The 19419-nt window shown below is 60.2% G+C and carries 14 protein-coding genes; 2 read left to right on the forward strand and 12 right to left on the reverse strand.

All coding sequences use genetic code 11. The features are described 5' to 3' along the window. Nucleotides 1–11: 11 nt before the first annotated feature. The 5 genes from AC07XF_RS19575 to AC07XF_RS19595 form a co-directional block, all read right to left on the reverse strand. Entirely contained in the window at nucleotides 12–1595 is a 1584-nt protein-coding gene (locus AC07XF_RS19575) for a glycosyltransferase family 39 protein (protein ID WP_495027757.1), read from the reverse strand. A 117-nt stretch (nucleotides 1596–1712) separates the two neighbouring features. Then, nucleotides 1713–3260, reverse strand: coding sequence for an efflux transporter outer membrane subunit (locus AC07XF_RS19580; protein WP_495027758.1), 1548 nt, complete (start codon nucleotides 3258–3260; stop codon nucleotides 1713–1715). Next, the gene (locus AC07XF_RS19585; protein WP_495027759.1) at nucleotides 3257–4321 is read right to left on the reverse strand and encodes an HlyD family secretion protein; all 1065 of its coding nucleotides are present in this window, start codon (nucleotides 4319–4321) and stop codon (nucleotides 3257–3259) included. Before AC07XF_RS19585 ends, AC07XF_RS19580 begins: the two co-directional genes overlap by 4 nt. A 26-nt stretch (nucleotides 4322–4347) precedes the next feature. After that, nucleotides 4348–5880: an MFS transporter gene (locus AC07XF_RS19590; RefSeq protein ID WP_495027760.1), complete on the reverse strand. Its 1533-nt coding sequence runs from the start codon at nucleotides 5878–5880 to the stop codon at nucleotides 4348–4350. 224 nt (nucleotides 5881–6104) lie between these two features. After that, a complete protein-coding gene (locus AC07XF_RS19595) occupies nucleotides 6105–7025 on the reverse strand; it encodes a LysR family transcriptional regulator (RefSeq protein ID WP_218429521.1) in 921 nt (306 codons plus the stop codon). 286 nt (nucleotides 7026–7311) lie between these two features. Here AC07XF_RS19595 and AC07XF_RS19600 point away from each other — a divergent pair, with 286 nt between their 5' ends. Continuing rightward, nucleotides 7312–8211 carry an RHS repeat-associated core domain-containing protein gene (locus AC07XF_RS19600; protein WP_495027761.1) on the forward strand — a complete coding sequence of 300 codons (900 nt, stop codon included), beginning with the start codon at nucleotides 7312–7314 and terminating at the stop codon, nucleotides 8209–8211. Nucleotides 8212–8279: 68 nt separating this feature from the next. Here the strand turns inward: AC07XF_RS19600 and AC07XF_RS19605 are convergent, their stop codons facing one another. The 7 genes from AC07XF_RS19605 to AC07XF_RS19635 all read right to left on the reverse strand — a co-directional run bounded on the left by AC07XF_RS19605 (nucleotide 8280) and on the right by AC07XF_RS19635 (nucleotide 17261). Beyond that, entirely contained in the window at nucleotides 8280–9146 is an 867-nt protein-coding gene (locus AC07XF_RS19605; RefSeq protein WP_495027762.1) for an ABC transporter permease, read from the reverse strand. 21 nt (nucleotides 9147–9167) lie between these two features. Beyond that, nucleotides 9168–10028 carry an ABC transporter ATP-binding protein gene (locus AC07XF_RS19610; protein WP_495027763.1) on the reverse strand — a complete coding sequence of 287 codons (861 nt, stop codon included), beginning with the start codon at nucleotides 10026–10028 and terminating at the stop codon, nucleotides 9168–9170. Between the two features lie 5 nt (nucleotides 10029–10033). Further along, the gene (locus AC07XF_RS19615) at nucleotides 10034–11059 is read right to left on the reverse strand and encodes an ABC transporter substrate-binding protein (RefSeq protein WP_495027764.1); all 1026 of its coding nucleotides are present in this window, start codon (nucleotides 11057–11059) and stop codon (nucleotides 10034–10036) included. A gap of 18 nt (nucleotides 11060–11077) precedes the next feature. Next, nucleotides 11078–11965: a TauD/TfdA dioxygenase family protein gene (locus tag AC07XF_RS19620; RefSeq protein WP_495027765.1), complete on the reverse strand. Its 888-nt coding sequence runs from the start codon at nucleotides 11963–11965 to the stop codon at nucleotides 11078–11080. 390 nt (nucleotides 11966–12355) lie between these two features. Continuing rightward, entirely contained in the window at nucleotides 12356–13720 is a 1365-nt protein-coding gene (locus AC07XF_RS19625) for an HlyD family type I secretion periplasmic adaptor subunit (RefSeq protein ID WP_495027766.1), read from the reverse strand. Next, entirely contained in the window at nucleotides 13710–15866 is a 2157-nt protein-coding gene (locus AC07XF_RS19630) for a type I secretion system permease/ATPase (protein ID WP_495027767.1), read from the reverse strand. The genes AC07XF_RS19625 and AC07XF_RS19630 overlap by 11 nt, the downstream gene beginning before the upstream one ends. A 42-nt stretch (nucleotides 15867–15908) precedes the next feature. Then, entirely contained in the window at nucleotides 15909–17261 is a 1353-nt protein-coding gene (locus tag AC07XF_RS19635) for a TolC family outer membrane protein (RefSeq protein ID WP_495027768.1), read from the reverse strand. A gap of 356 nt (nucleotides 17262–17617) precedes the next feature. Here AC07XF_RS19635 and AC07XF_RS19640 point away from each other — a divergent pair. After that, nucleotides 17618–19419 (forward strand): retention module-containing protein (locus tag AC07XF_RS19640; protein ID WP_495027769.1); only part of this gene is annotated, 1802 nt, incomplete at its 3' end.

Here is a 19419-nt window from a genome sequence, read left to right on the forward strand (position 1 = left end):
GGTGTCGTCCCTCATTGCCCGTTATTGCCGGACAAGTACAACCTCGCAGCGGCACCACCCGCCTTCATCTGACGACCGATATGCCATTGCGCCGGCAAAGGTGCGAACTCGTCCGGTATGTCGGCGGTGCCGATCAACCAGATTCGTCCAGTGCCCTTGGGCAGATCGCTCAAGTGGTCCAGATACACGCCTGGCGTCGTCAACGTACCGAAACCATATTCGTTCGGTCGGCTTGAAGTGCCATCGACCCGTGGCGGGGTGTACAGCAGAGGCTGAGTCTCGGTGCGGTTGTAGTAGACGTAACTCAAGTACCAGAGCATGTCGCTGGTGACGATCCGGTCCCCCGGCTGAAAATGCAGATTGACGTCTTCCACCAGCACATTGACCTGATCATGGACGTCCACCGTCGCGTTGTTATTCAGGCCCACCAGTTCAACACCGACAAACAGCACCAGCACCGTCAGGGCCAGCACCCGGGAGCCGTTGTACAAGCGGTCGATCGCCAATGCCGCCAGCAGCGGCAGGCCAAGGGCAAACGCAGTGAGGTAACGCTCGATGAATATCGGCGAAAAAAACGACACCGCAAACACCAGCAGCATCGGGACAAAGGTATAGACCGCGAGCAACACACTGCCGCGAAACACACTTCGATCACGCGCCAGCGCCACCCACGCCAACACCGGCAAGGTCAGCGGCAAGGCAATAAATACCAGGGGCGGCAGGGTTTCACCGTCGTCCTGGGTCAGTAACGACCAGACCATCGACGGTAAGGAATCCAGACTGACGGGCAGTTCCCAGCCAACGTCGCCATTGGCCTTGAGCTGATCCACGTGCCGTAGCAGGTCGACAAACCCCGGCAACCACGGCAGATACAGCGCAACGATTGCCACATTGGCCAGCCACCAGTCACCCCGCTGGATATGCCGCAGACGATGGCCCGGCTGCACTCGGATGATCCCCAGGTACAACCAATGGCAGAGTACGCACAGGGCCGTGAAGTAATGTGTATAAAACGCCGCGCTCATCAGCACGACATACATCACCAGGTAGCGCCGGCACTGCGGTTTGCGGATCCAGTACACCAGCGCAATGGTTGCCCCCAGCAACCACAGGCCCAGCAGCGAATACATTCGCACTTCCTGGCTATAGCGCACCGCCGTCGGGAGCAAGGCCAACAGGAAACCGGCCAATATCGCGGCACGGCGGGTGGCGAGCCGATCGACCAGCCACACCCCGAGCCCGACCGAGGCAATCCCCGGCAGGGCACTGAGACAGCGGATCGACAATATGCCGTCGCCAAACATCGCGATCCAGCCATGCAGCAGCATGAAGTACAGCGGCGGGTGCACGTCGTAGGCGGCGTGCACCCAGATGTCAGGTAATGAATAACGGGCCAGCAGCAGGCTGGAGCCCTCGTCGCCCCAGATCGCGGCGGCGGTCAGATCGTAAAATCGCACCAGCGCGGCCAATACCAGAATCGGCACCAGCCAATGCTCCCGCGCCCAGCGGATCAGCGGTTGCGCGCCCCTGGCGAAACCAGGATTGGCGTGCGGTCCCTGAGTGTCGCCCATCGGCGTTTCTCTGCGCGCCTCCATTGCTTCCCCTTGCAACGTTCAGTGACCAGCCGGATTGTTTGCGCTTCACTTTAGCGCTTCAAGCCAGGCAACGTCGATGCTGGCCCACTAATGGAGCGATAGTCGGCGGCTGCAACGTCAGCGCTGCGCCGTCTCTGCCACTGGATAGACCGACTGCCACCCGCCACCCAACGCCTTGTACAACCCGACGGCCGCCAGCGACACGCCGGTCGAGCTCTCGACCCACTGCTCCTGCGTGGCCAGCAACGCCCCTTGCACAGTGAGTACGGTGACGAAATCCACCACGCCCTCAACGTACTGCTGTTGCGCGGTGTCCAGGGCAATGCGGTTCTGGCGCGCGGCTTCGGCCAGGCTGTCGCGGCGCAACTGGCTGGCATTGTAGGCGGTCAGTTGGTCATCGATTTCATGCCAGGCGCGCAGCACGGTTTGCTGATAGGCGATAGCGGCTTCCTGTTGTTGCGCTTCACGCAACTCGAGTACGCCCCGCAAACGGCCACCGTCGAACAACGGCAAGCTGAATTGCGGGCCGATCCCGAACGAACGCGAACCCCAGGAGCCGAAATCGCTCAGTTGCATGGCCTGGGAACCGATGTTCCCCGACAGGGTGATTCGCGGATAGAAATCACCCTTGGCCACGCCAATGCTGGCCGTGGCGGCATGCAGCCGTGCTTCGGCCTGGCGAATGTCCGGTCGACGTTCAGCCAGTTGCGAGGGCAAGCCAATGGCGACCTGACGCGGCGTTTGTGGCACCGGTGCGTCTGTGGATAACTGCGCCGCCAAAGCCTGGGGCGGTTCGCCCATCAACAGACTCAAGGCGTTGATCAGTTGCGCCTGGCGCTGCTCCAGTGCGGGCAGGCGCGACTCGATGGCCGCCACCTGCGCGGCGGCTTCGGCGACATCCAGATCCGTCGCGACGCCGTCGGCCAGGCGCAGTTGCGAAAGTTTCAGGCTATGACGGGCGACACCGAGGTTTTGCTCCGTGACGGCCCGGGTGTTTTGCACACCGCGCAGCTGAATGTAGTCCTGGGCGGTTTCGGCCAACACCGACAGCAGCACACCGCGCCGGTCGTTCTCGGCGACTTCCAGGGTGGCGTCGGCCGCTTCGGTTTCCCGACGCACGCGCCCCCAGAAGTCCAGCTCCCAGGAGGCGGAAAAGCCGGCATCCCACAGGTTGAATGCGGACTGGCCGTTGTGTCCCGACGGGTCGCTCAGGCCTTCACCACTGTTGCGGTTGCGTCCGTAACGGCCACTGGCGGCCGTATTGGGGTAACGCTCGGCGGTGATGACCTGACGCACCGCACGACTTTGCTGCAAGCGGCTGCTGGCCAGTTTCAGGTCGAGGTTGTCGGTCAGGGCGCGCTGGCTCAGGGCCGAGAGTTTCGGGTCGTTGAACACTTCCCACCAGCGCTCGTCCATCGTTTCGGCGACGGCCTGGCTGGCGGCTGCCTTTGATGGTTTGACCCATTCGGCGATCTGCTGTGCATCAGGCTTCTGGAAGTCCGGGCCGACGGTGCAGGCTGACAGACTCAGCACAAGCAAGGCAGAAAAAGTCAGGCGAGACTGATGCCCTCTTCGCGAGCAAGCCCGCTCCCACAGGGGAATGCGTTTCAATGTGGGAGCGGGCTTGCTCGCGAAGGCGCCAGCGCGATCAACGAAAATCTTCATCGCTGAACAACCTCTTTCGCCTTGGCGGTGGCCGTATCAATACTCGCCTCCACCGACATCCCCACCCGCAAGCGCTCGGTCAGCGCTTGTCCCGGCTCCAGCAAAATTTTCACCGGTATCCGCTGCACCACCTTGGTGAAGTTACCGGTGGCGTTATCCGGTTTGACCGCGGCGAACGTCACCCCGGTGGCCGGTGCAATGCTTTCGACACGACCGTTCAGTGCTGCGCCGCCCAGGCTGTCGACGCGCACTTGCACAGCCTGTCCCGGCTGCACATCCGTCAGTTGGGTTTCCTGGAAATTGGCCATCACGTAAGCCTGCGCCAGCGGCACCACCGCGAGGATTTTGCTGCCTGGTGTGACATAGGCGCCGACCCGTACCGCGCGCTCGCCGACCATGCCATCCTGAGGCGCGACGATCCTCGTGTAAGACAACTCGTAGCTGGCCATTTCCAGCTTCGCTTGCGCTCGTTTGAGGCCACCTTCGGCCGCATCGCGCTGGGCCGTGAGGATGTCCACTTGCTTGCGTTCCGCCGCCAGCACCGCCGTGGCGTTGGCCAGTCGTGCGCTGGCCTGGTCAATGCGCGTTTGCGCCTGTTGTGCATTTTGCACCGTGCCGGCACCCACGCCCGCGAGGTGGTTGTAGCGATTCAATTCATGCTCGGCAAACGACATTTCCGCCTTGGCCGAGACTACCGAGGATTGCGCCTGGGCAATCACCGACGCCTGTCGCTCAAGGGTCGCCCGGGCGTTTTGCAGTTGCGCCCTGGCCACCAGCGTTTCGGCGTCGGCGGCCTCGGCGGCGGCGCGTAGATCCCGGTCATCGATCAGTGCCAGCAACTGCCCGGCCTTGACCTGCTGGTTGTCCTCAACCAGCACTTGCTTGATAAACCCGGCGACTCGCGGCACTACCAGAGTGAAATCCGCCGAGACATAAGCATCGTTGGTGTTCTGCTGGGTACGCTTGCCGAACAGGCCGGGCATCGCCAGGTACAACAACACGCCGACGGCCACTGCGGCGGCCACGGCAACCGCGACTTTTTGCTTTGCTTGAGTGTTCATAAAAACCTTCTGTTTCAGTAGAGCATTCAGGTCGGTGCGCGCGGCGGATAGATCCGCGTCGGCAGCCAGAAAATCAGCAGGATCAAGCTCACGGCGATACCGGCCATGCACAGGTAAAGATCCGAGGAAGTGAGCACCACCGCTTGCTCATGCAGACGATGAGCGAGACCTGTGCTGTCGCGCTCGGCCAGCGGCGAGTTGCCGAGGCGGTCGACCAGCATGGTCGAGTGAAAATGCAAACGTGCGGTGGTCAGCGCCTCGATCACCCCGGTGGCGATGACCGCCGACAGACCTTTGACGGTGTTGAACCAGGCCGATGCGAACGGCCCTTCCATCGGGTTGATGCTGCCGGTGGACAGCATCAACAACGGCAGCACCGCCATGGGCTGACCGAAAATCTGCAGCCATTGCAGCACATAGAAATCGTCGCGAATCCACACCGACGTCAGTTGCGAGCCACCGACGCACGACAGCGCCAGCATGCTCAGGCCGATGCCCAGCACCCATCGGCAATCGACCCAACGCAGGTTGCACAACGCCGCCACCAACGGCAGCGCAATCAATTGCGGCAGCGCCGCCAGTAGCATGATCGGCGCGGTCTGCACCGGGCGATAACCCTGGACCTGCGCCAGGTAGCTGGACGGAATAATGATCACTGCCTGCAACACCACCAGCACGCCCGCCAGGGTCAGCAGAGCGAAAGACAGGTTACGGATGCCGAGCATCTGCATCTTGAAAAACGGCATCGGCTGCGACCACTCGCCGGTCAAAAACAGCACCAGCAGCAACAGCCCGCCACCGAGCAATCCGCAGATCAGGTTCGACTCGAACCAGTCCAGGCGATTGCCCTGCAAGATGCCGATCACCAGCATGCAGATCGCGGGAAAACCCAGCAGCAATCCGCGCCAGTTGAAGGATTTGAAGCGTTCCAGGCGCAGCGGGTCCTGGGGCAAACCATAAGCCACTGCGGCCATGGCAATCAGGCACGGCGCGATGATTTGCCAGAAGGTCCATTGCCAGCCGACATACTCGGTCCACATCCCGGCCAATGGCGTGCCCAGGCCCGGGCCGAACGTCGCCGTCAGGGCATAACCAGCCAGGCCATACAACTTCACATTGGCGGGCAAAAACCGCAGGGCCACGGTCATCAGCATGGGCGGCAATGCACCGCCGGCCAGGCCTTGCAACGTACGCAGCAACAACAGGCTTTCGTAATTCGGGGCGAAGGGGCACAACACACCCAGCACGGTGAACAGGCTGATGGCGCACAGGGTGAAACGTCGCAACGAGAACGTCACCGCACACCAGGGCGCGAAAGCCATGGCCGCCACTGATGTCGCGGTGTAACTGGCGACGAGCCAGGTGCCCTCGTCATAGCCGATGGCTAATCCGCCGCGAATGTCGGCCAGGGCGACTTTAGTCACCATCTCGTTCAGGCCCGACACCAGCACTGCCAGCAGCACGCCCACCAGGCCGATGATGATCCGCGGGCCGAAGACCGGCGGCGCGGCTGCCGTGCTGGCCGCGGCAACAGGTGCCGTGACCGTAAGGGAAGTCATGTGCTGCAAGCTCCGGAGTGGAAATACCGAAGCATTCTAGGAAGCGTGATGCCTGACGAAAATCAACTTATCGGCAGGTTATAAGTGCATTTAACGCAACAATACAAAACCTTGTGTGGGAGCGGGCTTGCTCGCGAATGCGATCTATCATTCAACATTGATACTGGCTGACCCAACGCCTTCGCGAGCAAGCCCGCTCCCACAGGGGGAAATTGCGCTCGACTTCAGTCCGGTTGCGCAGCCAGCCACGTTTCATCGCAGCAGGCTTTCAGCGTTTCACGCAGCCAGCGGTGCGCCGGATCCTTGTCGAAGCGCGGGTGCCATGCCTGGGTCAGCATCAGGGTCGGCAAAGGAATCGGCAGGTCGAACGAGCGCAGTTTCAATCCCAACCGCCGTACGCTCAGCAGTGCTTCCTTGGGCACCGGCAGAATCAGGTCGGAATCGGGCAAGGCAAACATCGCCGCATGAAAGCTTGGCGCGATCACCGCCACCCGCCGCTCCAGACCCAGGGCATTGAGCGCGGTATCGATCGGCCCCCGGGCAATGCCACGCCGGGACATGCTGATATGGGAATAACCCGCATAGCGCTCCGCCGTGATCTCTTCGTCCAGCAGCGGATGATCCTCGCGCACCAGGCCGACGAAGTGCGTGGAAAACAGGTTCTGAACCTTCACTTCCGGGGTCAACGGCCGGGTGTTGCTGATGCTCAGGTCGATCCGCCCTTCGCGCAATGCCTCGTCATCGCCATCGCCTTCCGGGACGAAACGCAATTCGCAGTGCGGCGCCTGCCGGTCAAGGGTGTCGAACAGCTTGCCGCCGTAGACGCCGACAAAGAAATCGTTGGCCCGAATACTGAAACGCCGCCGCAGCGAACTCAGCTCCACCGCATCGGCCGAACGAAACAGCAACCCGGCCTGCTCCACCACACTGCGCACCTGCTCGCGCAATTCCAGCGCCTTGGGGGTCGGCACCAGGCCACGGCCGGCGCGCACCAGGATTGGATCACCAATGGCTTCGCGGATGCGCGTCAACGTCCGGCTCATGGCCGCCGGACTCAGGTTCATCCGCCGCGCCGCGCCCACCACACTGCCCTCATCGAGCAACGCGTCGAGGGCGACCAGCAGGTTCATGTCGGGTAGTTGCATCGTAAGCACTCGTGACTGATCAGCATTGATTCAGACGCAATGCTAGCAAACATCTTTTAAGTGACGTGGTGACTACAGATTGTGTATTCACCACAGAACCCTGTAGGAGCGGGCTTGCCCGCGAAAGGGCCAGCCCAGACCCTGCAAAATCAGGACGTTATCGCTCCCCCCAGCGTTTAACCACTAGCACCCCACGAAAAAACTAGCAGTTCTGATAGTTCACAAGCCGTGATGGCAGCGAGTAAAACCTAAGGCATGTATCCATCCTTCGTGAAGGTGTCTCGACATGAATCCTGCCTCGCGCCGCACTGTCCTGCTGGCAACCGACAGCAGCCAGTCAATCATTGGCGAAATCGTCGATGGCAAGACCAATGCAATCGCTTATTCCGCTTACGGCGAACGGTCCGCACAGAAGCAGGTCGAGACGCGACTGGGCTTTAACGGTCAATTGCGCGAAGGGAATATCGGCTGGTATTTGCTGGGTAACGGTTACCGCGTCTACAACCCGCGATTGATGCGTTTTCATAGCCCGGACAGTTGGAGTCCGTTTGGTGGGGGTGGGTTGAATGCGTATATGTATTGCGTGGGGGATCCGATCAATCGGGCGGATCCTACGGGGCATATAGGTTTTTTTTCACACCTAATACTTATTGTTGCAAAAAAACTGGATGACTTAGGTGTGACATGGCCTAACACCCGCCCAATGGATCGTAAGTCAATTTTGAAACCCACCGCGCGATTCCTTGCAAACTTTTCAAGCAATGGCATGAACAGGGGCATATACCACCCCGAAAGCGATGGTATGGTTAGTTCTATGTTGGGCGCGGCTGATGTAATAGTACGTAACAATAATACGGAGAGTATCAGAATCACCCATGATATAGGACCATATCACTCGCCGATCCAAGGTTGGGGTAAAGACAATTTTAGTAATTCGATGCTTACAGATTCTCCCCGAGCATCAAATCTGAGCCGCTCACCTACAGCCGCTCAACCACGGGGTGGTCAAGCCGGTGGCTCACGCTCCGCTTCAAGTGCAAACTCCGCTCATTCTTCAAACTCTGGCACGTCGAAATCGCAAACCATGAAAATGGAAGCATCTCTCCCCATCTACCAATCTCAGCTAGCGCCTCCACCGCCCAGTTACAACGAAGCTACGAGGGCTGCGCGGCAAATTAGGCAATGATGATGAACTACATTTTTAAATGCCTTTCGTAGGCAAATCACTTCGAGCTAGAGGTGTGACTGATTACCCTATCGCTGCATCCCCCACCGCTTCACCGTCACCCGCTCCAACGAATCAAACACCAGATTCTCCACCAGCAGCCCAATCAGAATCACCACCGCCAACCCGGCAAACACCTTGTCGGTGTACAGCTCATTACGGTTCTGAAAGATGTACCAGCCCAACCCGCCCTTGCCGCTGGTGGCGCCAAACACCAACTCAGCGGCGATCAACGTGCGCCAGGCAAACGCCCAGCCGATTTTCAGGCCGGCGAGGATCGAGGGCAGCGCTGCCGGGATCAGGATGAACAGCACGAAGCGTATGCCCTTGAGGCCGTAGTTGCGCCCGGCCATGCGCAGGGTTTCCGAGACGCCGAGGAACCCGGCGTAGGTGTTCAACGCCAGGGCCCACAACACCGAATGCACCAGCACGAAAATCAGGCTGTTCTGCCCCAGGCCGAACCACAGCAGCGCCAGCGGCAGCAGGGCGATGGCCGGCAGCGGGTTGAACATCGAAGTCAGGGTACTGAGCAAGTCGCGACCGAATTGCGTCGACACCGCCAGCGTAGTCAGGGCGAATGCCAGGACGATACCAATCAGGTAGCCCTTGAGCAGCACCACCAGGGAAATCCACACCTTGCCCAGCAATTCGCCGCTGAGCAGGCCGTCGTACAGCGCGTGAGCGGTTTGCACAAAACCCGGTAGCAACAGGTCGTTGTTCTGATAGCGCGCAACGGCTTCCCAAAGCACCGCGAGCAATATCAGGATCAGGCTTTTGCGCAGCCAACCCTGTTGCCACAAGCGCTGGCCGAGTGGCAGCTCACGCTCCAGCGACACGCTGGTCAGTGGCGGCAAAACGGTTTCGAACTCTTCACGCGGGGATGATAAATGGCTCATCGGGCCCTCCTCTCAACGGGATCAATAAGCGATGCAGATGTCGGCGAAATCCAGCTCACGCTCGGTTTCCGCCGACTGACCTTCATCAAACAGCAACCGATGAATGCGCCGCGCCGATTCCTGAAACGCCACGCCGCCGAGGCTGTGCAAATCGTATTGATGGCTGTGCACTTCCGCCCGCACGCGCCCCGGATGCGGCGACAGCAGCAGAATGCGGTTGCCCACCACCAGCGCCTCCTCGATGGAGTGCGTGACGAACAGTAACGTGAAGCGCACCTCTTCCCAGAGCAGCAGCAACTCTTCCTGCATCTTGCGCCGTGTCAGGGCGTCGAGGGCAGCGAAGGGTTCATCCATCAAGAGGATTTTCGGCTGCATGGCCAACGCCCGGGCAATGGCGACTCGCGCCTTCATGCCGCCCGACAGGGTGTGCGGATAAGCATCGGCGAACGCCGCCAGCCCAACCTTTTCCAGGTAGTGCAACGCCCGCTCTTCAGCCTCTTTGCGCTTGAGGGTTTTCGAGGCCAGCAGCGGAAACATCACGTTCTGCTTGACGCTTTTCCACGGTGGCAGTTGATCGAACTCCTGGAACACCACGATGCGGTCCGGCCCCGGCGCATCGACGCGCTGGCCTTGCAGACGGATCTCGCCTTCCACTGGCTGGATGAATCCGGCGGCGGCCTTGAGCAAGGTCGACTTGCCGCAACCGGACGGGCCGAGCAGGACAAAACGGTCCGCCGGATCGATCTCGAAACTGACTTGATGGGTTGCCCGCACCACCCTTTGCGGCGTGCGGTATTCCAGGCTGACGTTATCGACCGACAGCAGCGCCTGGGCTGCCGCGATCGGTTTGCTGACCGTGTGGCCTTGCAAAGGGGCGTTCATGGCGATCAGCTCCCTTGCAGCGGTTTGGCGTCCTGGAAGAAGTAATCCTTCCACGAATCCGGTTTGTTTTTGATCGCGCCGACCCGGTAGAGAAACTCGGCCAGTGGATACGTGTTTTTCGGCGTAATGCTGAATTCGAACTGCGGGTTGTCGATGATTTTCAGCAACGCGGCGCGGTCGATTTTCGCCTTGGTGACGCGGATATAAGTGTCCGCTGCCGCGCCTTTGTCGTTCTGCGCAAACTGTGCGGCTTCGGTCAGCGCTTCGATGAAGGCTTTGTAGGTTTTCGGGTTCTCGTTGCGGAATTTCTCGGTGGCGAACAACACCGTCGGCGAGTTCGGGCCGAGCACGTCATAGGAATTGAGCACCACGTGCACGTTCGGATTTTCCAGTTCCTGATCCTGAAATGGCGGGTTGGAAAAGTGCCCGCTCAGCTCCGTGCCGCCAGCCACCAGCGCCGCCGTGGCGTCGGGATGCGGAACGGCGATGGTGTATTTGTCGAGGCGGTTGAATTCCTTGTCGCCCCACTGCTTGGCAGCCGCGTATTGCAGGAAGCGCGACTGCACCGACACGCCCACCGCCGGCACCGCGATGCGGTCCTTCTCGGTGAAATCGGCAATGGTTTTGACCTTGGGATTGTTGCTCACCAGGTAGTACGGGAAGTTACCCAGAGAGGCCACGGCTTTGACGTTCTGCTTGCCATGGGTGCGGTCCCAGATGGTCAACAGCGGGCCGACGCCGGCACCGGCAACATCGATGGAGCCGGAAAGCAGCGCATCATTGACCGCCGCGCCACCGGAGAGCTGGGTCCAGTCGACCTTGATGTCGATACCTTCCTGCTTGCCGTATTTCTCGATCAGGTTTTGATCGCGCACCACGTTGAGCAGCAGGTAAACGATGCCGAACTGTTCGGCGATGCGGATTTCACCTTCGGCGTGGGCTACGGTTGGCGCCACCAGACTGCCGGCGATCAGACTGAAACCCAGGCCGATAGCTGCGGCCAGTGGTGCAAAGGGAAGACGTTTGGACATAATCAAATCTCCGACAAATCAGAAAGGCGCGTCGCCCTGGATGGTGGTGCGATACAGCTTGCGGCGCAGATGGCTGGGGCATCCGGCGGCGAGGTGGATCAGTGAACGGTTGTCCCAGAACACCAGGTCATGGGGCTGCCATTGATGGCGGTAGATGTTTTGCGGCAACACACTGTGGGCGTAGAGTTCGGCCAGCAGTTGCTGGCTCTCGTCTTCCGGCAGGCCAACGATGCGGGTAGTGAAACCCTCGCTGACGAACAACGCCTTGCGACCGTTTTCGGGATGGGTACGCACCACCGGATGCACCACTTCGGCCACTTGGGCGAGTTGCTCGGGAGTCAGGGTCGGGCGCCAGTTGCCTTCGAATTTGGTCTCGCTGTAGCGCGCCGTGTAGGAATGCGCTGCCGAGCGCCCCTCTACTGCTTTGCGCAGTGCCTCGGGCAGGTTGTCCCAGGCTTTGTGCATGTCGGCGAACAGCGTGTCGCCGCCCTCGGACGGCAACTCCTGGGCATGCAGCATCGAGCCCAGGCTCGGCAGTTCTTTGTAGGAAAGATCGGAGTGCCAGAACTTGCCGGCATCGCCCAGGCCAATGTTCTGGCCGTTCTCGACGATGTTGGAAACGATGAGAATTTCCGGGTGGTTCGCCAGCAGGAACTGCTTGAGCACGTGGATCTGCAACACGCCAAAACGACGGCTGAAATCGATGTGCTGTTCAGGGGTTATGCGCTGCTCGCGGAACACCACCACGTGATGATCCAGGTGCGCGCGGTGAATGCGGGCGAAGTCCTGATCATTGATCGGGCGGGACAAATCGAGGCCGATGATTTCGGCGCCCACCGCACCGCTGAACGGGCGGATTTCGAAGCGTTGTGGCGCGATGCTTGGCGAAGCTGAAGCTGCAGACATAAATCACTCCCACGCACGGCACGCTCAAAGGCGCGCGCGTCGATCAGAAACTCACGGAGGTTCCGTGTTGGTTCGTGTCGTGCGGCGCGCCGATTGGTCGGCAGGTACGCAGGAGATTGACTTTATAGATATAAGAATTGAAATTTAAATACCGTTAATGAATAACGATATGGCAATTGTTTAGGCCCGATACCGGGTGGCTGGTGACATTTTTGTCACTCTTTGGTGGATTGGGATTTTCGGATCGGAAGACGCATAGATTGAGCGGACGCCTTCGCGAGCAAGCCCGCTCCCACATTTGATCTTCAGCGACCACTTATTTTGTGCCCGGCAGAAATCCAGTGTGGGAGCGGGCTTGCCCGCGAAGAGTCCATCAGCCTCGATGAAGTACTACCGCTCGTGCAGCGCCTCGGCCCGCGCCCGGATGATCGGCTTGAGCAGGTAGCTGAGGACGGTCTTCTTGCCGGTGATGATGTCCACGGAAGCCACCATCCCCGGAATAATCAGCAATGGTTTTTCGTCGGTGCCCAAGTGGCTGCGGTCGGTGCGCAGCTTGATGATGTAGTAGGTGGTTTTCTTGTCTTCATCGGTGATGGTATCGGCGCCGATCTGCTCCAGCCTGGCCTTCAACCCGCCGTAGATGGTGTAGTCATAGGCGGTAAATTTCACCGTCGCTTCCTGTCCCGGATGCAAGAACGCGATGTCCTGCGGGCGGATCTTCGCCTCAACCAGCAAGGTGTCGTCCAGCGGCACGATTTCCACCAGGTCGCTGCCCGGCTGGATAACCCCGCCGATGGTGTTGACCAGCAATTTGTTGACGATACCCCGTACCGGCGAAGTGACCAGCGTACGGCTGACCCGGTCTTCCAGGGCCTTGCCGGTGGCCTGGGCCTTGTTCAGGTCGGTACGTGCTTCATTGAGCTGGGTCAGGGCTTCGCTACGGAACTTGCCGCGGGTTTCGTCGATCTTGCGCTGCACTTCCTTGATCGCCGATTCGGCCCGTGGGATCGCCAGCGTGGTGGCGTCGAGCTGACCACGGGTCTCCGCTTCGGCACGCCTGAGGCGCAGGACTTCCACCGGCGATACCGCGCCCTGGGCCACCAACGGCTCGGACATGTTGATTTCCTGACGCTGGAAGCCTAATTGCTGGCGATACTGCGCCTGCTTGGAAGTGAATTCGCGCAGCTCTTGCTGACGCTGGATCAACTGTTCCTGCAAGCCGCCAATCTCGTCGTGCAGTTGCTGGCGACGGCTGATATAGAGCGACTCTTCACTCTTGGCCTGCCCCGGCACGGCTTTGAGCACATCCTCGGGGAAGTTCAGTGGACGATCTTCGACCTCGGCGCTCAGGCGTTCGACCCGCAGCAGCATCGACAACCGATCGGCCTCGGTTTCACCGACGTTCGATGCAAATCGCGTGTCGTCCAGGCGAATCAGCGGTGCGCCGGCCTCGACAATCTGGCCTTCCTTAACGAACAGCTCGGCAACGATACCGCCTTCAAGGTTCTGGATTTTCTGAATCTTCGACGATGGAATCGCCTTGCCGTCGCCTTTGGTCACTTCGTCGATGATCGCGAAGTTGGCCCAGAGCATCAGGAACACGAAGAAAGCGATGATCGCCCAGATCGTCAGCCGCACCACGCGTGGCGCATCCTCGATCAGCGCCTTGTTGACCTCCGGCAGCGGCTGGCCCTGCAGCGATGCAGTGCCTTTGAAGTAGCGACGGATCGAATCCTTACCCGACTTAAGCAACACTGATCTGCCCCTTCTTCAACGCTTCCATCACCGCGGCTTTCGGGCCGTCGGCGAGAATCTGCCCGCGGTCGATCACGATCAGCCGATCCACCAGCGACAACAGCGATGCCCGGTGCGTCACCAATACCATGGTCTTGTTTTCGATCACCGCCGCCAGGCGCTGTTTGAGGCGCTCTTCGCCGGTGTTATCCATGGCACTGGTCGGCTCGTCGAGCAGCAGGATCGGCGGGTTGAGCAACAGTGCACGGGCCAGGGCGACGTTTTGCCGTTGACCGCCGGAGAGGTTCTGCCCGCGCTCGCCGACTTGCAGCTCATAACCCTGCGGATGCAGGCGCGCATATTCGTGGACGCCGGCCAGCTCTGCCGCTTGCAGCACCAATTCGTCCTCGACATACCGCGCGCCGGAAACCAGGTTGTCGCGCAAGGTGCCGGCGAGCAACTGAATGTCCTGGGGTACGTAGCCAATGTTGTAGCGCAACTCGCTGACGTCGATCTGGCGGATATCCACACCATCGACTAACAACGCGCCGTCATCCGGCTGATACAGCCCCACCAGCAGTTTCGCCAGCGAGCTCTTGCCCGAGCCGCTTCGGCCAATGATGCCGACTTTCTCGCCGGGGCGAATCGACAGGTTGATGTTCTTCAGCGCCAGATTCTGCTGTTGCGGGTAGGTGAAGTTGAGCTGACGGCACTCAATGGCGCCCTGCAGCACCTTGCGGCTGAGCGGACGCTCTTCGAAATTGCGTTCCTGGGGCAGCTCCATCATCTGGTCGACCGAGGTCATGGTCACCCGCGCCTGCTGATAACGGGTCAGCAGCCCGGACAGCGACGCCAGCGGGCTGAGCGCACGGCCACTGAGCATGTAGCAGGCAATCAGGCCGCCCATGCTCAGGTGACCGTCGATGATCTGGTACACGCCGAAGACGATCATGATCACCCCGGCCAGTTGCTGGATCAGCAAGGTGATATTCATCGCCAGGCCGGACAGCATTTTCACCCGCAACTCAAGGCGACTGAGGGTGCCGATGGTCTGTTCCCACTGATACTGGCGTTCGCTTTCGGCGTTGTTGACCTTCACCGCATCCAGGCCGGCCAGGGTTTCGATCAGGCTCGACTGGCGCTCGGCCCCCAGCGCCATGGTCCGCTCCATGGTCGCCACCAGGGGTTTCTGCAAGGCATAGCCGATGGCCAGGGCAATCGGGAATGCCAGCACCGGTATCCACACCAGATGCCCGCCGAGGATCGCGATGACGATGAAAATCAGGATAGTGAACGGCAGGTCGATCAGGCTGGTAAGGGTCAACGAGGCGAGGAAGTCGCGCAGGCTCTGGAATTCATGGATGTTCTGGGCAAAGCTGCCGACCCGCGCCGGCCGGTATTTCATGGCCATGCCGACGATGCGCTCGAACAGCGTGGCCGAGATAATCAGGTCGGTTTTCTTGCCGGCCAGATCCAGGCACAAGCTACGCAGGCTTTTCAGGATCAGGTCGAAGAGGTAGGCGCCAGTGATGCCGAGTGCCAGCACCCACAGCGTCGCTTCGGCCTGGTTCGGTACGACGCGGTCGTAGACGTTCATCACGAACAACGGCGCGGCCATGGCGATGATGTTGATCAGAAAACTGGCAGCGATGGCGTCGATGTACAACCAGCGCGAACGCTTGAGGGTGTCGCGGAACCATGAACGCGCACGCGGAATCAACGTGCCGTGATTGACGTCGAATTTGTGCTGGGGCTGGGCAAAAAAGACCTTGCCGGTGTAGTCGTCGGCCAGCAGTTCACGGCTGACCAGGGACTCGCCGCCATCGCTTTCGCTGAGCAGCACCCGTGCCTGATCTTCGCCTTGCCAGCCGAGCAGGACGGCAGTGCGACCGTCCTTGAGCAACAACAATGCCGGCATGGCAATCGCCGGAATATCCCCCAGCTTGCGTTGCAGCACCCGACCTTGCAGCCCAGCGCGAGCTGCCGCGCGAGGCAGCAAATCGACACTCAGGCGCTGCTCGGGCAGCGGCAGGCCGGTGGTCAGCATTGCCGCGCTGGCAGGCTTCTGGTGCAGCATGCAAAGAGCGAGCAGACCATCCAGTAGCGGATCGTCATGCAACGCGCGCGGATCATGAATGAGTTGAACCCGACTGACTTCTGATTCCACGCTCGGCACTCTTGGCTAACAATTGAACAATGATGGTCCTGCTCAATTCATACCAGGCAATTGGACCTTGGGCTGCATGTCGTTCTGCACAACGGATGCCAACGGTGCGACCACTCCCTGGCTCTTGAGCAATTCGCCCATGGTCGCCTTGATTCGGTACTGAGTAAATAACTGAATATTCTTGATCTCTGCCAGGCGGCGAGAGGAGGTGAACAGTTCGTTCTCGCTGTCGAGCAAATCGAGCAGGGTGCGCTCGCCGAGGCTGAACTGACGCTGGTAAGCGGTACGCACGGCAGTGCTGTGATCGACATATTGCTGGGCGATGGGCACCTGCGCATTGGCGTTATTCAGGGCGTTCCAGGCCAGGCCCAGCTCTTCATTCAATTGGCGCAGGGCATTGTTGCGGATGTCCAACGCCTGGTTCGACAGGTAGGACTTGGATTCCAGATCGGCCTTGTTGCTGCCGCCGGAATACAAATTGAAGCGCATGCGCAGCATGGCTTGCCATTCGTTGTTGTGGCCGTTCTGACCATCAATGTCGTTGTCCGCAGTGCGACCCAATTCAGCATCAAAGCGTGGATAGAAGGTCGACTTGGCCGTGTCGTACTGCTTCTCGGCAGCAGCGATATCGGATTCGGCCGAGCGCAGGATCGGGCTATTTTCCAGCATCTGCGCACGGGCTTCATTCAGGTTGGCCGGCATCAGTGCCATGAAATTCGCCGGGCGCTCCAGTTGATCGGGCATTTGACCAACAGCGGAGAGGTAATTGGTTTCGGCGTCAGCCAGATTGGTCTGTTCGGTGATCAGGTTATTGCGCGCCTGAGCCATCCGCGCCTCGGCCTGGTCGAGGTCAGCTCCACTGCCGACACCACGCTGGGTGCGCAGCTGGATCTGATCGTAGATGCGCTGGTGGCTCTTGAGATTGTCCTCGGCCAGACGCACGAATTCGCGGCGGGTCAGCACGTCGAGATAAACCTGGGCCACGGTCAGACCGGTACGCTCGGAAGTACTTAGCAGCGAGTAAGCGCGGGAGTTGACGACGGCTTGTTGACGCCCCACTTCGCTGGACGTCGCAAAACCGTCAAAGACCATTTGGGTCAGTCGCAGACTTGACTCACTGCGATTCAGGGTTTCCCAGTGATTGTTGCTGCCGTCCGTGCGTGTTGTCACGCTATCGGTGCCTTCACGACCGTAACCACCCAGCAGGTCGACCCGTGGCAGGTATCCACCTTTCGCAGCCTTTAACTGATAATCCGCAGCCAATCGACTGTTGACGCCTGCCTGGACCTCCGGATGGACATCCAGCGCTTGTTGCATGGCTTCTGGTAAGGATTGCGCCTGGACGAAAGACGCGGCGAAGGCGAAAGGTATAGCCATGAACAAAGGCGAACGCATTGTAGGAATTTCCCAGAACTTCTTGTCTTGAATCACAGCAAAAGAACGTGCTGCGTCGGAAGATGGCAAGCGGAATGACCGTATGTCGGAAAGTTCAAAAGCGGAACTGGATCGCAGACCGAGGACAGGTCACCACAGAAATATCAATGTGACATTACTGGGACGATTGTTTAGGATGGCTCCGAGAAGGTCAATAGTTTGGCATAAAGTTAATAACTAAAAATTATAGCCAAATTATTGACGAATTTATGCGTCAAATTTGTGCATCCATTTTGCAATGAACGTCCAGACTGGTTGGCGCAGACGCCATCAGGTCTATGGAAGTCAACTGAACGTGACACCCCGGAGAATCTTCAATGAGCAGTGTTGTTGCCATCGTCAAAAGCATTGTCGGTCAGGTTTTCGTGGTGTCCCCCGATGGCATCCGCCGCGTTCTGGTTGAAGGCGACAAACTGTTTGTCGGCGACCAGATCGACACTGGCCTTTCCGGTGCCGTGTCCCTGGAACTGGCCGATGGCCGCACCCTCGATCTGGGCCGCGACACCCAGTGGAGCGCTGACGCCCCGGACTCCAGCGCTGATCTTGCAGCAGCCACCGCGCAAGCCGCGCCATCCGTTGAAGAACTGCAACAAGCCATTGCCGCCGGTGCCGACCCGACCAAAGACCTTGAAGCCACCGCTGCCGGCCCGACTGCCGCAGGTTCTGGCGGTGCCGTCGGTGGCGGTCACAGCTTCGTGATGCTCGACGCCACTGCCGGCCGCGTCGACCCGACCATCGGCTTCCCTACCGCGGGCATCAACTCTGCTGCGCAAACCACTCAGGACACCACCGGCGGCCAGACCAACAACACCACCGCCAACGTCCTGCGCGAGTCGACCCTGAGCCTCAGCGCCACGCCAACCATCACCGAAGCCGGTGGCGTGCTGGTTTACACCGCGACCCTGACCCAGGCACCGCTGACCGACCTGACTGTCACGTTGTCCAACGGCGCGGTGATCGTGATTCCCGCGGGCTCGACCACCGGCACCGTCAACGTGCCACTGGCTCCGAACGACACTGTTTACAACGACGCGACCCAGATCGACGTAACTGTCACCGGCACCAACGGCGGTAGCGGCATCACTGTGACGCCACCGACCACCCCGGCCGTGACCCAGGTCACCGACACCGTCGACACCACCACGGTCACCCTGACGGCTGGTAACACCGTCACCGAAGGCGGCCAGATCACCTACACCGCAACGCTGACCAACCCGGCGCAGACACCGGTGACTGTGACCCTGTCCAACGGCTCGGTCATTACCATCGAAGCGGGCAAGACCACCGGCACCGTCGTGGTCGATACCCCGGCCAATGACGTTTATGTCAACGGCAGCACCGTCAGCACCACCATCACCGGTGCCAGCGGCGGCAACTTTGAAAATCTGGTGCCGAACCCCACACCGGCCGTGACCACCATCACCGACTCGGTGGACAACACAGGCCTGACCCTGACCGCCACCGGCAACATCACCGAAGGCGGTCAGATCACCTACACCGCCACGCTGACCAATCCGGCCGGCACGCCGATGACCGTGACCCTGAGCAACGGCGCGGTCATTACCATCGAAGCGGGCAAGACCACCGGCACTGTCGTGGTCGATACCCCGGCCAATGACGTTTATGTCAACGGCAGCACCGTCAGCACTACCATCACCGGTGCCACCGGCGGCAACTTCGAAAACCTGGTCCCAAGCACCACGCCAGCGGTGACCACCATCACCGACTCGGTGGACAACACGGGCCTGACTCTGACCGCCACCGGCAACATCACCGAAGGCGGCCAGATCACCTACACCGCCACCCTGACCAACCCGGCGCAGACACCGGTGACCGTGACCCTGAGCAACAGCGCGGTCATTACCATCGAAGCGGGCAAGACCACCGGCACCGTCGTGGTCGATACCCTGGCCAATGACGTTTATGTCAACGGCAGCACCGTCAGCACCACCATCACCGGTGCCACCGGCGGCAACTTCGAAAACCTGGTGCCAAACGCCACGCCAGCGGTGACCACCATTACCGACTCGGTGGACAACACAGGCCTGACCCTGACCGCCACCGGCAACATCACCGAAGGCGGCCAGATCACCTACACCGCCACCCTGACCAACCCGGC

Source organism: Pseudomonas sp. GW821-FHT01C01, from assembly GCF_059422645.1.